14 protein-coding genes and 1 pseudogene are annotated in these 14,377 nt (G+C 64.5%); 5 read left to right on the top strand and 10 right to left on the bottom strand.

The window, feature by feature from the left end; genetic code table 11:
- Positions 1-12: 12 nt before the first annotated feature.
- Positions 13-1,140, bottom strand: a complete 1,128-nt coding sequence (locus OG874_RS39445; RefSeq protein WP_330252125.1) for an FxsB family cyclophane-forming radical SAM/SPASM peptide maturase — start codon at positions 1,138-1,140, stop codon at positions 13-15.
- 188 nt (positions 1,141-1,328) lie between these two features.
- Positions 1,329-1,472 (bottom strand): hypothetical protein, encoded by a 144-nt coding sequence (locus tag OG874_RS39440; RefSeq protein ID WP_330252124.1) that lies wholly within the window; start codon positions 1,470-1,472, stop codon positions 1,329-1,331.
- Between the two features lie 440 nt (positions 1,473-1,912).
- Between OG874_RS39440 and OG874_RS39435 the strand changes: the two genes are divergently transcribed.
- The 3 genes from OG874_RS39435 (at position 1,913) to OG874_RS39425 (ending at position 4,004) form a co-directional block, all read left to right on the top strand.
- A complete protein-coding gene (locus OG874_RS39435; protein WP_330252123.1) occupies positions 1,913-2,221 on the top strand; it encodes a hypothetical protein in 309 nt (102 codons plus the stop codon).
- An 89-nt stretch (positions 2,222-2,310) separates the two neighbouring features.
- Complete coding sequence (locus OG874_RS39430; RefSeq protein ID WP_330257613.1) at positions 2,311-2,559, top strand: winged helix-turn-helix domain-containing protein; 249 nt, start codon at positions 2,311-2,313, stop codon at positions 2,557-2,559.
- A gap of 188 nt (positions 2,560-2,747) precedes the next feature.
- Positions 2,748-4,004 carry a cytochrome P450 gene (locus tag OG874_RS39425; RefSeq protein ID WP_330252122.1) on the top strand — a complete coding sequence of 419 codons (1,257 nt, stop codon included), beginning with the start codon at positions 2,748-2,750 and terminating at the stop codon, positions 4,002-4,004.
- A 400-nt stretch (positions 4,005-4,404) separates the two neighbouring features.
- Here OG874_RS39425 and OG874_RS39420 read toward each other — a convergent pair whose 3' ends face one another.
- Together OG874_RS39420 and OG874_RS39415 are read right to left on the bottom strand one after the other, a co-directional pair.
- Complete coding sequence (locus OG874_RS39420; protein WP_330252121.1) at positions 4,405-5,109, bottom strand: hypothetical protein; 705 nt, start codon at positions 5,107-5,109, stop codon at positions 4,405-4,407.
- Between the two features lie 63 nt (positions 5,110-5,172).
- Positions 5,173-6,732 carry an aldehyde dehydrogenase family protein gene (locus OG874_RS39415; protein ID WP_330252120.1) on the bottom strand — a complete coding sequence of 520 codons (1,560 nt, stop codon included), beginning with the start codon at positions 6,730-6,732 and terminating at the stop codon, positions 5,173-5,175.
- A gap of 197 nt (positions 6,733-6,929) precedes the next feature.
- Between OG874_RS39415 and OG874_RS39410 the strand changes: the two genes are divergently transcribed.
- Positions 6,930-8,264: an FAD-dependent oxidoreductase gene (locus OG874_RS39410; protein ID WP_330252119.1), complete on the top strand. Its 1,335-nt coding sequence runs from the start codon at positions 6,930-6,932 to the stop codon at positions 8,262-8,264.
- 31 nt (positions 8,265-8,295) lie between these two features.
- Here OG874_RS39410 and OG874_RS39405 read toward each other — a convergent pair.
- The 5 genes and pseudogenes from OG874_RS39405 to OG874_RS39385 form a co-directional block, all read right to left on the bottom strand.
- Positions 8,296-8,655: pseudogene (locus OG874_RS39405) on the bottom strand (acyl-CoA dehydrogenase); the annotation flags it as partial.
- Between the two features lie 26 nt (positions 8,656-8,681).
- Positions 8,682-10,211, bottom strand: coding sequence for a GMC family oxidoreductase (locus OG874_RS39400; protein ID WP_330252118.1), 1,530 nt, complete (start codon positions 10,209-10,211; stop codon positions 8,682-8,684).
- Positions 10,212-10,269: 58 nt separating this feature from the next.
- Complete coding sequence (locus OG874_RS39395; RefSeq protein ID WP_330252117.1) at positions 10,270-10,467, bottom strand: ferredoxin; 198 nt, start codon at positions 10,465-10,467, stop codon at positions 10,270-10,272.
- Entirely contained in the window at positions 10,464-11,705 is a 1,242-nt protein-coding gene (locus OG874_RS39390; protein ID WP_330252116.1) for a cytochrome P450, read from the bottom strand. Before OG874_RS39390 ends, OG874_RS39395 begins: the two co-directional genes overlap by 4 nt.
- A 123-nt stretch (positions 11,706-11,828) precedes the next feature.
- A complete protein-coding gene (locus tag OG874_RS39385; RefSeq protein ID WP_330252115.1) occupies positions 11,829-11,990 on the bottom strand; it encodes a hypothetical protein in 162 nt (53 codons plus the stop codon).
- Between the two features lie 291 nt (positions 11,991-12,281).
- Between OG874_RS39385 and OG874_RS39380 the strand changes: the two genes are divergently transcribed.
- A complete protein-coding gene (locus OG874_RS39380; RefSeq protein ID WP_330252114.1) occupies positions 12,282-13,274 on the top strand; it encodes an MASE1 domain-containing protein in 993 nt (330 codons plus the stop codon).
- 62 nt (positions 13,275-13,336) lie between these two features.
- Here the strand turns inward: OG874_RS39380 and OG874_RS39375 are convergent, their stop codons facing one another.
- Positions 13,337-14,320 (bottom strand): aldo/keto reductase, encoded by a 984-nt coding sequence (locus OG874_RS39375; RefSeq protein ID WP_330252113.1) that lies wholly within the window; start codon positions 14,318-14,320, stop codon positions 13,337-13,339.
- Positions 14,321-14,377: the final 57 nt, after the last annotated feature.

The raw sequence follows: 14,377 nt of genomic DNA, 5'->3' as shown, positions 1-14,377 counted from the left end.
GGTCTCCTGTCGCTAAGTGCTGATTGCGGTGTCGACATCCGCGCGGATTCGGGATTCGATGTGGTAGATCAACTTCTGCAGGTCGGAGCAATACACTGATGGGTTGCGGAAGCCGTTGTCCGCGCGATATCGGTGCGCGTAGTGCCCACCGCCGCACACGGCGCGTACCGGGCAGGCGCGGCAGGTGTCGCTGAGCGCGGCGACCCCGATCTGGCGGGCGACCATGGACGGTTCCCGCAGCGCCTGGTCGAGCGGATTACCCTCGCCCTCGAGGAGAAGTCTGGTGGCCCCCGCGAAGGTCGACTTCAGTTCGTCGACCTGTTCGAGAGTGCCGTCGGTCTCGATCACGGCCAGTCGAATGGGCGCGAGTCCAACGGCTTCCGATGTCGGCTGCCCGCCCAGCAGGAGGTCGATGATGTCGTCGAAGAGCCGTACGTGGGTTTCGAACGTCGGTGCGTGATACCAGCGATCGAATACCGCGATGAGCCAGTCCGCATAGGGTGTGGCGGGGTCGCCGACTGTCAACGCCGGTGGCGGAGTTGTCCAATTGCCATGCGGTAGTAAGAAATCGATCGCCGGCGGGCGGAACTTCGCGAGCGCTTCGTAGGTTTCCACCGGGTCGTTGGCCACCTCGATCGTGCACAGTAGGCCGGAGAACAGGTGGCGCCGATCGGCGGCCAGCAGCTGGCCGAGCCCCGCGGTGACCCGAGCGTAGCTTCCCGCACCTCGCCGATCCCGCCGATGTCGGTCATGCCCGTCTTCACTGCCATCGATACTGACTCCGATCTGGATACCCGATTCATCGCAGATACGCAGGAACTCCGCATCGAGCAGCGTGCCGTTGGTCTGCATCCCCAGACGCACTTCGGTGTTCGGCTCGAGCAGTTCCCGGGCCTGTCGGGCGAAGTACTCCAGGTTCCGATGTCCCGCCAGTAATGGCTCCCCACCGTGGAATACGAGATCAACTGCGGGCAGCGCGAATCGGCGGGCATGCTCGCCGATCATCCGGCAAGCGTCGGCGAAAACCTGGCGGCTCATCGTCCTCGGCTGCTCTCGCCAACTCTGGTCGGCCATCTCGTAGATGTAGCAGTAGTCACAGGCCAGATTGCACCGACTGTGGATCTTGACGACGAACTCCACGAAGGGCTGCGGCTCCCAACCGCCGCGAATCAACTTTGCGACGTCTAACCCGACTGTGGGCCAATACATTTGACTCCCGGAACGTTTTACGGTCACCGGCCCCGCCTCCATCCCTCGTTCGCTCTGCGCTGTGTCCTCCCACGGGGCTGGCCTGCACACCAGTCGCCCGCGGAAGGTTTACATCCGGGCTACTTATCGGGGCTGATGAACGACGTGAAGCCGTTACCTCTGGATTGCGTCTTGTGACGTTCGATCGCGGCCCGCAATGCGGGACTGGAGTTGGCCATCAACTGCTCAGGATCCAGCTCGGCGAGTTCGGCAAGATTTTCCATGACAGAACCTCCCTGTATCTCTCCCGTTGCGAATGGCGGAGCTGCCGGTCACAAGGCGAAATACCCGGCAGAAGATTCCGGCATGCAGGTACGGGAGATGATCGTCGCCGGGCGACAGGTCGTCGGCCCGGTTGATCAAGCGTATTGCGGCACAACAGCATTACCTATGCCCGCGGTTCCCGTCTTCCTTACGAGAACGTTACAACTTGTTTCTGTTCTGGCAGGGCGGGTGCGTGCAGTACAGAATCTCGTTGTCGGACAAGCCAACCCGTGGAGCGTGACTCCGGGAGCCGCGACTCCGTCAACTCCAGGACGTTACCGGCCTGGAGGAACCTGTCGTTCTCGTCTATTGAGCCGATCGTGACACGCAGACGACCAAGCCGACCAAGAACCGATGAGACGGAGTCTTGTGCGGTCACCGGCGGCAGGAAGGTTTATCTGTGGTTGCCGATTTCGGCCGAATACTTACCGGGATGGCCAATCGTGCAGTCGATGCGGCCGAGACAGCCAGCAGCGCCGTCGATCGCTATTACTACCGGCCGGCGACCGGCAATCTACGTGAAATTGCCCGGAACTCAGCGGTGGTCGATAGTGATTGCGCCGGCGCAATCAACACAGCCCGCGGCCGAGGATTGCAATCGCACACCGACCGAGGAAGCGACGGACTCCGAGCAGGTATTTCCGGCCAGCAGCCTGCCGATGCCACGAGCTTCATACCGACGTCCGAGATTGTTCCGGCCACTACGTAGAGGCGTCCCTCCGCCCGGATGGTGCGGGCCAAGTGCATTCCTGGCATGTGTTGCCGGACCGGCACAAGACGGGCGTCGGGCAAGCCCTGATGCGCACAGCGCTGGACTCGCTGGACGTACACATGGCCAGACTCCGTACCAAGCTGAACCAGCCCCACTTGATCATCACGCTCCGCGGCTACGGGTACCAGTGGGCACATGCTTCGGTCGCAGTGGATACAACGACGGGGACGCTCCAAGCGGGATGCGGAACTGACCGTGGTGAAGTACTGAATTGCAGCCGAAATCGCGACCCGGGCGGTGACCGGCCAGGGGCCCAGTCCGCCGATGTGAGGTGAAGCCGACGGGTTTGTGCCGTGACTTCTGGCGCGGTCTGCCAGCTTGCTGGCACCTTCGGTCCTGCCCCTGCGCCCCCAGCCGATGTCACACTATGGCGCTGTCGATGACCTCAGGTGCGTGTCGACCTGGGCGCCGCCCGCTCTGTGGTTGCGCTGCGTCACAAATGGAGAGTTTGGAGCGACATTCCATGACCAACCCGCATTATCCGTCACACACCCAATCCGGTCCGGTCGATTACGGCTCACCGAATGGTGGCGATGGTCCGCGGGTATCGATGTACTCGCCGGACTTCGCTGCGGATCCTCACCGCGCCTACCGTGAAATGCGCACGCAGTACGGCTCTTTGGTGCCGGTGGACTTGGCCCCAGGCGTGCCCGCGACGTTGGTGATCGGCTATTATACCGCGATACGGGTCCTCCATGACCACGACCATTTTCCGGCTGATCCGCGCACGTGGCAGAAGAACATCCCCGCCGACTGCCCTATCCTGCCGATGCTGGGGTGGCGGCCCATCGCGAGTAGAAGCGCCGGAGCGGAGTATGAGCGCTACCGGCAGGCGATCACAGCGAGCATCGACGAAGTGGATCTGCATGCACTCCATGACACTGTGGAGCAGATCGCCGTCCAACGGATCAATACTTTTTGCCAGGCCGGTACGGCCGACCTGATCAGGCAGTACGCCTTCCCGGTGGCGTTCGAAGTTGTCAATCTCCTGCTCGGTTGCCCGCTGGAGATAGGCCAGCGGGCCGCGACGGCTATGGCCGCGATGTTCGAGGGCATAGACGCCGACTCGGGCAACGAAATGCTCAGCGAGGCGCTGCGGGAATTGATTGCCCTCAAACGGGCCGAACCCGGCGACGACATTACCTCGCGATTGCTGCGGCACCCGGCCCGGCTGGACGAGGCCGAGATGCTCCACCAAGTGGCGGGCTTCTATGCTGCGGCGTTCGAGTTGCAGCAAAACCTGACAGCCAACACTCTGCTGCTGATCCTCACCGACGACCGGTTCGCAGGCGACGTCCTCGCCGGGAGCTTGTCCACGCGCGACGCACTCGACGAAGTCCTGTTCAGCGACCCGCCACTGGCAAACTTCTGCGCCAGCTATCCCCGGCAGCCGATCCTCATCAACGACGCCTGGCTACCCGCGCACCAACCGGTCCTGGTCAGCATGGCCGGCTGCAACAACGACCCCGCAATCCGCACCGGGGATCACACGGGCAATCGCTCACATTTGGCGTGGGGCCTCGGCCCGCATGCCTGCCCGGCGCGGTCGATGGCCTACCTGATCGCTGAGGACGCGATCCATCAGCTTCTCGATGCGCTGCCCGAGATGCGGCTGGCCGTACCGGTCGGTGAAATAGCCTGGCGGCCGGGCCCTTTTCATCGGGCCCTGGCCGTGCTACCGGTCGACTTCTCTCCTACCTCTCCCATGACTGCGTTCTAGTTCGGTGGCGGCTAGCCAATGAAATCCGATGCAGCACATCGGCCGGGTTACCGGAGACCGTGACGCATTCAACCCCACAGTTTCGCGGCATGGCAGCGATCGCAATCCCCCCGCCAGACCCCCAACTTCGGGCAGATTTTCGTTATGCCGTGGCGTGGTGGCAGCAGCGGAGAAGGGATCTCGTAGCGGTCGGCCGAAGAGGCGCCGGGTCTCGCACGCGATGGCGGAGGGATACGCTGCGGCGCAGGCGATCACGGACACGGGTGTCCGATCGGGCTAGCTCGCGACGCTCATCGTGCGGGTGACCGCACATAGCGGCCGTACACCTACTCACGCCCCGCTCGGCGAGGGATCCGAGCAGGGCGTGAGCTTGACGTTGCTTACAGGCGCAATCGGCGGGCTACTTCGGGGTGGGCATCGGCTGGTTGATGGTGGTGAAGTACTGGGCCACCGCCATGATCGCCAGCGGGGCGGCGATGAACAGCTGACCGGCCAAAGTGCCGACCGCACCGATGGCCACGATGCCACCGAGGCAGCCGATGGCGGCCGCGGGGATGAAGGCGCCGACCAGGCCGATGATGGTGGCCGAGGCGACGGTGGCCCCGGCGATGCCGCCGAGGACACAGCCGATGGCGCCGCCACCGAGGCCGCCGACGATGCCGCCGATGGTGGAGCCCATGGTGACGGTGCTCATCATGCGAGTGAAAGCGGCCTGTTCACGGTCGTATTGGGTTTTCCAGGGAGCCTGGTCCTCGAACGGCAGCGCGACCGGCTTGTAGGTCGCGTGTGCCATGTCGAACTGCGGGGTCAGGGTCGCGGTGCGACCGGCGATATCCGCGGCGATCGGGAATTCGAAATCATCGACACGGAACCGCAATTCGGAGCCGGCCAGAGTGACCCCGTTGGCCGCCTTGATCTTGAACACCCCATCCTCGACAACCATCGAACCGGCCTCGGTGTTGATGATCGTCGACCCATCGGTGACCGAGGTGGCGAACTTGACGTCATCGCTACTCGGCGCGGGCGCGGCATTGACCGTGCCCGCGGTGATACCGAATCCGGTGGTCACCAGCGCGGCCGTCACCGCGAACTTCTCGAATTTCATTGCTTGAATCCTCATCGGTTCTTCATCTGGCGAAACAAGTTGGCAATACTACTGATTCGGGAATCAGGCGGTAATGCCCGGACCGCGTCCGACCGGTACGCCGGACACGACTTCTTCGGGGAGATCGAGGCTGGGGTCGATGGAGATCGTCTTCTGCAGCAGGTACTCCTGCACCGCGCCGACGCCGTGCTCGCGCCCGAGGCCGGACTCTTTGTAGCCGCCGAAAGGAGAGCCGAGATCCGCGGCGAATGTGTTCACGGAGAAGGTTCCCGTTCGAATTCGGCGTGCGACCTCGAAACCATGTGCGGAGTCGGCCGTGAAGACTGATCCGGCAAGACCGTAGCGGCTCTGATTGGCGATCCGGACGGCATCCTCTTCACCGTTGTGCGCGATCAAAACCGCTACCGGTCCGAATATCTCGTTCTGCGCGATATCCATATCGTTCGTGACGCCGGTGACCAACGTCGGTTCGATGTACCAGCCCTCCGAGAGCTGCGCCGGTCGTCGACCGCCGGTGCGAATCGTCGCTCCTTGCTCGACGGCCCGGGCCAGGTGCGCTTCGATGCGCTCGAGATGCGACTTACTGATCACCGGTCCCACTACTGTGTCGGCGTCGCGCGGATCGCCCACCTTCAGCGCCTCGAACGCCCGCGTGAACGCATCGGCGTAGAACTCGTACTGTTCCTCGGGTACCAGGAATCGGGTCTGAGCAACGCAGCTCTGGCCGGAATTGGTGGCGACACTCGCTCCGACGAGAGTGGGAACGACGATCTCGGGATCGGCATCCGACAGGACTACCGCCGCCGACTTTCCACCGAGTTCCAGGACCACCGGTCGAATCAGTTCGCCGCACGCCGCACCGATCCTCTTGCCGACTTCGGTGGATCCGGTGAAGCTCACCATATCGACACCGGGATGTCCGACGAGATACTCGGACGCACCTGCTCGCGCGGCAACGATATTGATGACTCCGGCGGGAAAACCTATCTCCTGCAACAGATTTCCCAGGTTGAAGATCGCCAGCGGGTTCGGCTCCGTCGCCTTGACAACAACCGTGCAGCCGGCGACCAAGGCGGGACCGATCTTTTGCGCCACGGCCGGAAGAGCGAAGTTATAGGCGGGAAATACCGCGACAACGCCCACCGGCTCCTTGACGACCAGGCTCTTACCTGCCATCGGGATGACGCCGACCGCATCCCCCGATCCCGCGAACGGGGACAGGTCGCTCACGCGGAGCTCACTGGTCTGCAGCGACTTCGCCACTTCGGCGACGTAATTCAGGCTCATCACCGGCGCGACGGCCTGGTACACCTGGGAGAGCAGATGGCTGCAGCCCAGTTCGTCAGTGATGAGTTCGGCGAATTCCGCCTCGTGGGTAGCGATCGCCGTTGCCAGCCGGACCAGATGCGCTCCGCGCTGCGCAGGCGTGAGTTTCGGCCAGTCGGACCCGTCGAAAGCCTCTCGGGCGGCGGCAACGGCCGCGTCGATATCCGCTTCGGTGGCCGCGGGCACCGAACCGATCGGCTTACCGCTCGCCGGCGAAATCACCTCGAATCGGTCATCGGAGGACGTCTTTCGCCAAGATCCCCCAATAAAGAATCCAGTGAATTCGCGATCGATCACGCGAAGCTCCTCTCGAAGGCAAGGTTCCTGTCGTCGGCGCGCTGTCGCCGAACTAAACTGAGTTGAACTCGGTTCGGGTAACACCGTACATGCACCGTGATCCACTTCACAAGCAAATCCGTACTTGAACTGACTTCAGTTTTAGAGTTAGGCTGATCATCACGCTGGGAACGACCGCGACGCGTGAGGAGCATCGAATGCCAGAGGTCCACACGGACGTACTTGTCATCGGCGGCGGGATGGCCGGGCTCACCGCGGCGGCACGATCACTGCATCGAGGCAATTCCGTGATCGTCGTCGAAAAGGCAACCGCAGTAGGCGGATCCGCCCAATTCGCGGGATATGCCTGGACCGCCCCCTCCCACCCGATCATGGACGAGGTCAACCCCCGCGGCGATATCGAGCTGCGCCGCGCACTCGTCGACGGGTTCGGGCCTGGTATCACCTGGATCCGGTCGCTCGGCGTCGAATGCGCCGACGCGGTTACCGTCCTGCGCTACGGTTCCGGTCACCAATTCGACACCAACCGGTACATCGACGAATGCCGCCGACGGATCCGCGCCGGGGGCGAGCTGCTCACCGAGACCGACACTCGAGCCCTGCTCACCGAAGACGGTGCCGTCGTCGGCGCTCGGGTGCGACTTCCGGACGGCACCGAACGCGAGATTCGCGCTGGCGCAACGATACTCGCGACTGGTGGGTTCCAGGCGAATCCGGAGCTGGTCGATAAGTACATCCATCCCGCTGCGAGCGCGATGCAGTTGCGGTCCAATCCGACCAGCGTCGGCGACGGACTTCGGCTTGCCGAGGAGGTCGGGGCCGCGACGGGCATGGAACGCTCCGGTTTCTACGGCCACCTCATTCCCACCGGGGTAGAGTTCCGCGATCCGTCCGACTTCGTCGCGCTGTCGTTGTATTACAGCGAGCACGCCCTGCTGTTCAACCTCCACAACCGCCGGTTCACCGACGAAACCGTCGGCGACCACCTGACCACTATGGAACTGCTGGACCAACCGGAGGCCCGCGGATTGCTCGTCGCCGACGAGCGGGTCTACCGCGACTGGATCACCGGAAGTTACGTCGAAGGTGCGGACGCGCTCGACAAATTCGATCTGGCACAACGCCGGTGCGGGCGCTGCGGGATCGCCGAAAACCTCGACGACTTCGCATATCTGCCCACCGAGTGGGGCTACGACGGCGTCGACATCGCTGAGCAGATCCGCGCCGTCAACGCCGCCGGTTCAGCCGCGCGGCCCCCGCGCGCCTACGACGCGCGACCGCTCGACCATGGCCCGTATTACGTCATCGAGGTGTGCCCCGCCCTGACATTTCCGTTCCACGGCATCCGCATCGACCGGGATGGCAGAGTCCTTGCCGCAAGCGGTGCAACCATCGATGGACTCTTCGCGGCGGGCGCCGATATCGGCGGTCTCTACGACCGCGCGTACACCGGCGGCATCGCGGCCGCACTCGTATTCGGACTTGCCGCGGCCGACCGAGCGGCCGCCGACCGTGCCATCGCGGCGACCTGACCGTCCTGGGGCTCGAAACAGCGTCGCCGCGATCGAAGATGACCTCACAGTGACCACCGAGCATCGAGCGGTCCGCTGTCGGGATGTGCCGCCCGACGTGCAGCCCCGGCGTTTCGGCCGGAGCCAGGAACATCGTTGCGCCGCCACGCTCTCCCGGCACACCCGACGTACGCGCCATGATGATGAAGAACCCGGCGCCGTCGGCTCCGGTGATGAACCATTTGCGTCCGTTGATGCGCCACCCGGCCGGTGTCCGCTCGGCCCGGGTCATCAGCGCCGACGGATCCGAGCCCGCGCCCGGAGCGGGCTCGGTCATCGCGAACGCCGACCTGATCTCACCACTCGCCAAGGGCGCAAGGTATTGCGACTTCTGCTCCGGGCTCGCGATATGAAATGCCTTGATCTCCACGAGATCGGCTACCTGAATATGTCCTTGATGAAGTCCGCGCACCTTTCGGCGATCATCATCGTGGTGGTATTGGTCGGCACACCGACGATGGTCGGCATCACCGACGCGTCGGCGATGTACAGCGCATCGAGGCCGTGCACCTTGCAGTCCTGTCCGACCACCGCCCACGGGCTGCCCGCCTCACCCATGGCCGCGGTGCCCACCGCATGCGCATAAGTGTTCTTGGCTTCCAAGACCGCCTGGGTGAGTTGACCGGTCGTGGCTGCCGACGGCCCGGGCCACAACTCTTCGCCGACGTATTTCGCGAGCGGTCCGGAGTTCATCACCTGCCGCGTGAGTTCGACGCCGCGCACCAGGCGGCGCAGATCGTCGGGATGATGCAGGAGATTCAGCAGAATCCGCGGGGCGGTGCCGGGATCGGCGGATCTGATCTCGGTGGAGCCGATCGAGTACGGACGAACGAGACCGACCGCGACGAGAATCGAGCCGGGCTCGAGGGTGAACGGGATCATGTGCAGGTCGATCTCCGCCGAACCGTCCGGCCCCGCCGCGCTGGTCGTCAGCACGACCTGCAGCGGTGGCAGGAGTTCACCGATGGCCTCCGCATCACCGGTATAGGTCATGTACACCAGGGGATGATCGCGGAGATTGCGCCCGACGCCTGCCAGCGGCACCTCGACCGGGATGTCCAACTGCTCGAGCACCTCCGCGGGTCCGATTCCGGATCGCATCAGGATCGACGGGGTGCCGATCGATCCCGCGCACAACACCACCAGATCCGCGTCGATGCGTTCGCCGTCGGCGAGCACGACCGCACGTGGTCGGCCGTCCACGATCTCGAGCCGGTCGACATCGGCGCCGCCACGTACCGTGAGATTCTTGCGGCCGCGAGCGGCCGCGAGATAAGTCACCGCGGTGCTCTGTCTGATTCCGTCCTGCTGGTTCATCGGGACCGGGCCGACGCCGAGCTGGCTTGCACCGTTGAGATCGTCGACCACCCGGTAACCCAGGCTGGCGGCCGATTCGACAAAGGCCGCCATGAACGGGCGCAGACCGTCGCCTTCGCTCCATCGTTTTATCGGGACAGGTCCGTCGACGCCGTGCAGTGGACCGCCGACCGGATCGCGCTCGAGTCGCTTCAGATACGGCAGGACCTCGTCCCAGGACCATTTGTCCAAGCCGAGGCCTACCCACTGTTCGAAATCGCGCGGGGTCGGGCGCAGCGCGTTCGTGGCGTTGACCGCGGACGAGCCACCCATCACTTTGCCGCGAAGTACCGGAAGGACGCCCTGCTCGACGATGGCGAAGGTCGGCGCATTGGCAGAACCGGGGATGTGGTCCTCCGAGACATAGCCCCAGTCGTGTGTGGTGAACCCGAAGGTAAAGGCATCCTTCACATGCTCGTGCAGGTCGTCGAGTGTCGGATAGTCGGGCCCGGCCTCGACGAGCACTACGTTATTGTTCTCGTCCTCGGATAGCCGGGCGGCCATGACACAACCGCCGGAGCCTGCGCCGACCACCACTATGCGTCTTGCCATTTTGCGTCTCCTCGATGAGCGTCGATCGGTGGTGTGGGCATTCGGGTAGCGACAGTCACTACGCACCCAGCGTGATGGCCCCTTCGGGGCAGGTCCCGGCCGCGTCGGCCGCGGCCTCGGTCTGATCGGCGGGCACCTCGATCGGCTGATCCCGCATCGCGACGAAGCCCTCGTCATCGCAGGTGAGCAAGTCCGGAGCCATCGAATAGCAGCGGCCGTGCCCGGTGCAGCTCGCGCCGTCGACCGTGATTCTCACGACTGCACCGCCCAGGCCAGTGGAAGCCGGGTCAGCGTCATCATCGCGCCGCCGCCGCGCTCGGTCAGCTCTGCCTCGCCCGCGATGTGGAAGTCCGGGATCACCCGCAACCACTCCTCGACCGCGATCCGCAGCTCGCGCCGCGCGAGATGGGAGCCGAGGCACCGGTGCGGGCCGTTCGCGAAGCCCATATGTTGATTGCGCTGGCGATCGATGACGAACTCGTCGGCCTGGTCGTACGCGCGCGGATCTCGGTTCGCGCCGGAGACGAGCGCATAGACCATATCGCCCCGCTTCAGCTGAACACCGTGAAACTCGATGTCGCGAGTCACCTTTCGGCCGTCGCCGAAGACGATGGTGTACAAACGCAGCACCTCCTCCACCGCGGACGGGATCAGCTCCGGCTGTTCGATCAGCTGCCTGCGATGTTCAGGGTGCGTGGCGAGGTGGCGGAACAGGTAGCCGAGCGTGCCGCGGGTCGTATCGAGCCCGGCCAGCACGAGCACCGTGAGCATGTCGAGCATCTCGGCGTCGGTGAGCGGACGATCGTCGAAGGTCGAATGCAGTAGGTGCGTCGCGAGATCGCCTTGGCGAGGCACCGGATCGGCCCGTCGCTCCGCCAGGGCGGCGACCCAGTACCCGCGGATACCCTCGAGTGCCTTCCCCATCGGCTCCAGACCGGCGGGGTCACCGCTGAACCCGCCGAAGAAGTCCTCGACCCACGGCACGAAGAGGTCCGCGTCGGAAGGATCGATGCCGATCACGCTGAGGAAGGCCTCGGTGGGAAAGCGCAGGGCGAACTCGCCGACGAAGTTGGATGCGCCGGTGGGAGCCACCTCCTCGACGAGTCTGCGGCACCGGTCGCGCATCGTCTGTTCCGCCTCGTCGATCGCGTGCGGCGAGAACCACGCGTTGACGATCTTGCGGTACTTGATGTGGTCGGGCGCGTCGATCTGCGTCGGGACGAAGCGGTAGATCGGGTCCGGCTCCCAGGGTGTGATCGACTCGCTCGAGAACACCTCCGGCAATTTGTAGATGTCGCGGACCGCGTCATGGCGGGTGAACACCCAGTAGCCCTGGGCGAAGGTATTGAAGAAGACCGGGCTCGTCTCGCGCAGTTCGTCCGCCAACTCCCAATGGTGGCCGGCCGCCTGCGCGGGCGCGAAGTCGCGATGCATGACCGGGCAGCCACCCAGGTCTCGATCGGGTGTCTCGGAAAGGCTTGTGGTCTGCGTCATGGCGACGTCTCCTCGGTCGGTTTCGACGCCAGCATACTGAACTGATTTCAGTTTGACTAGAAATCGCGCAATTAGGCTTTAAAAATCCCCTGACCTGTGGAAATGACAGGAAAGAAGGACCTACTATTCGGCATCGGCGAGGTGCTGCGCTAGCCGCGCCTGCTCCGCGCCGTGATAGAAGTACGTGCCCAGGCCGACGGTGAAGATGACGATCCCATAGATCGAATGCTCGACGGATGCGGTGAACAGCTCGCCACCGGATACAGCACCATTACTGCCATCCACAGCCGCGGATTGGTTCGCGGCAGGTCGAAGAGATTCTTTCGCTGTAGCAGCGCCACGGCCGCGGTGAGTGCGACGGCACTCGTGCCCGCCAGACTCGCCATCGAACGTGATTGCGCGCGAAGCGCATTCGGACGCCACAGCGCTGCGCGGTCGAAGTCGGGTGCGCGTCGCAGGTAGCGAGAGGCGAGCGCCGCCGATGCTGCTGCTCAGCGCCACGGGCGGTACGGCGTATCGACTGGGCCATCCCCTGATTCGTGAGCACCGGAGGTGAATTCGAACTATGCTCGGTCAGTGGGTCGTCCCGGCAGGCGCACCGCTCTGATCCTCTGGATCGCCGCTATCGCGGTCGCGTACTTCGCGACCGGACAGGTCGGATTGCGGATGGCATTGGTGGGCGGGCAGGTTACCGCGCTATGGCCGCCGACCGGGATCGGCGTGGCCTGCCTGTTGTTGCTGGGACTGCGCGCTTGGCCGGGTATCGCACTGGGGGCCTTCGCGGTGAATATCTTGCTGGGGCCGACGCTGCCCGCCGTGCTGATCATCGCCGCCGGGAACACAGCGGCACCGATCATTGCTTATCTGCTGCTACAACGGGCCGGGTTCCAACGGGATTTCGACCGGATCAAAGACGCGCTGGCGCTGGTATTTCTCGGGGCCTTGACCGGGATGTTGGTCAGCTCGACGGTCGGTAGCCTGACGCTGTTCGTCAGCGGCAGACTCGCGGCGCGTGATCTGACCCAAATATGGGCGGTGTGGTGGACCGGAGACGCGATGGGCGTGCTGACGGTCACTCCCTTGATATTGCTGATGACGGCCGGAAAACCGAAGAAGGTCAAGCCCGTACGCGCAGTGGAGGCCACGGCGCTGATAACGGGCACGTTGCTGGTCGTACTGGTCGCCACCACCGTGTCGACGAATCTGTTGTTCCTGGTCTTCCCGTTCGTCATCTGGGCCGCGATGCGTTTTCACCTGGCGGGCGCGATACCGTGCGCCTTCATCGCCTCCGCAGCCACCACCTATGCGGCATCTCGCGATTTCCCCGCCTTCGCGGACCTCGACCTGACGACGAAAATGATTGCGCTGCAGGCATTCAATGGATCGATCGCGCTCACCGCATTGCTGCACGCGACCATCACCGCGCAGCGCGATCGCGCCCGGCGCGCGGTAGACGAGGTCTGTGTCCAGCTCCTCGAATCGGTCGCCGTGCTCAACCGCGATCGCACACTGGAGAACCTGACCGATCTCGAACGCAGGCTGCACGGCCTCGGTGACCAAAGTCCCTGATCCAGGTCCACCATTGACGCGGCCGGGCGGTGCGAAGGACGCCACCGCCACGGCGTTGTCGATCAGCGGCCCGCGGCCTTGGCGAGCGCCTCCGGGTAGCGCGAGCCGGCGAAGGCGGTGGCGGGAGCGGCCGCGTCGATGCGGGCGAGATCGTCGGCGGTCAAGGTGATCTCGGTGGCGGCGACGTTCTCCTCGAGGTAGGTGCGGCGCTTGGTACCCGGGATGGGAACCACATCGTCACCGCGGCTCTGCACCCAGGCCAGGGCCAATTGTCCTGCGGTGATGCCCTTTTCAGCGGCCAGCTCGCGCAGCGCCGCGACGATGGCGAGGTTGCGGTCGAAGTTGCCGTCGGCGAATCGCGGAAGCGTGCGGCGCATATCGTCGGCGGGCAGGTCCGCGGTGGAGGTGATCGCGCCGGTCAGGAAGCCGCGCCCGAGCGGCGAGAAGGGCACGATACCGATCCCCAACTCACGACAGGTCGCCAGCACCTCGGCCTCGATATCCCTTGTCCACAGCGACCATTCGCTCTGCAACGCGGTCACCGGGTGCACCGCATGCGCGCGCCGGATGGTCGCGGCCGACGCCTCCGAGATGCCGAGATAGCGCACCTTGCCCGCGGCCACCAATTCCGAGAGTGCGCCCCAGGTCTCCTCGACCGGGACGTTCGGGTCCACGCGGTGCTGGTAGTACAGGTCGATATGGTCGACGCCGAGCCGGGCCAGCGACGCGTCGCAGCTCTGCTCTACATAGGCGGCGTTGCCACGCGCGCCGAGGGATCCGTCCTCGCCCCATACGATGCCGAACTTGGTCGCCAGCACCACCTGATCGCGGCGGTCGGCGATGGCCCGGCCGACCAGGCGCTCATTGGTCTCCGGACCGTAGACATTGGCGGTGTCCAGCAGCGTCACGCCCAGTTCCAGCGCGCGATGGATGGTGGCAATGGATTCGTCGTCGTTATCGCGCACACCGTAGGCCCCGCTCATGCCCATACAGCCCAGACCCTGTGCACCCACGGTCAACTGTCCCAGCTTCCTGGTCGCGATCATGCGTGGCTCTCCTCCTTGGTCGGCGATCGATTGACTCACACCTCGACGCTACGACCT

Origin of the sequence: Nocardia sp. NBC_00565, from assembly GCF_036345915.1 — a bacterium.
GTDB lineage: Bacteria > Actinomycetota > Actinomycetes > Mycobacteriales > Mycobacteriaceae > Nocardia.
The sequence above is the reverse complement of the archived record's forward strand: the minus strand, read 5'-3'. Positions and strand labels throughout refer to the sequence as shown.

What these genes read in the sequence shown, in the direction of transcription:
- OG874_RS39440 (WP_330252124.1), bottom strand. Translation starts at nt 1,472, where the DNA reads ATGGAAAATCTTGCCGAACTCGCCGAGCTGGATCCTGAGCAGTTGATG.
- OG874_RS39430 (WP_330257613.1), top strand. Translation starts at nt 2,311, where the DNA reads ATGCGCACAGCGCTGGACTCGCTGGACGTACACATGGCCAGACTCCGT.
- OG874_RS39425 (WP_330252122.1), top strand. Translation starts at nt 2,748, where the DNA reads ATGACCAACCCGCATTATCCGTCACACACCCAATCCGGTCCGGTCGAT.
- OG874_RS39420 (WP_330252121.1), bottom strand. Translation starts at nt 5,109, where the DNA reads ATGAAATTCGAGAAGTTCGCGGTGACGGCCGCGCTGGTGACCACCGGA.
- OG874_RS39410 (WP_330252119.1), top strand. Translation starts at nt 6,930, where the DNA reads ATGCCAGAGGTCCACACGGACGTACTTGTCATCGGCGGCGGGATGGCC.
- OG874_RS39400 (WP_330252118.1), bottom strand. Translation starts at nt 10,211, where the DNA reads ATGGCAAGACGCATAGTGGTGGTCGGCGCAGGCTCCGGCGGTTGTGTC.
- OG874_RS39390 (WP_330252116.1), bottom strand. Translation starts at nt 11,705, where the DNA reads ATGACGCAGACCACAAGCCTTTCCGAGACACCCGATCGAGACCTGGGT.
- OG874_RS39375 (WP_330252113.1), bottom strand. Translation starts at nt 14,320, where the DNA reads ATGATCGCGACCAGGAAGCTGGGACAGTTGACCGTGGGTGCACAGGGT.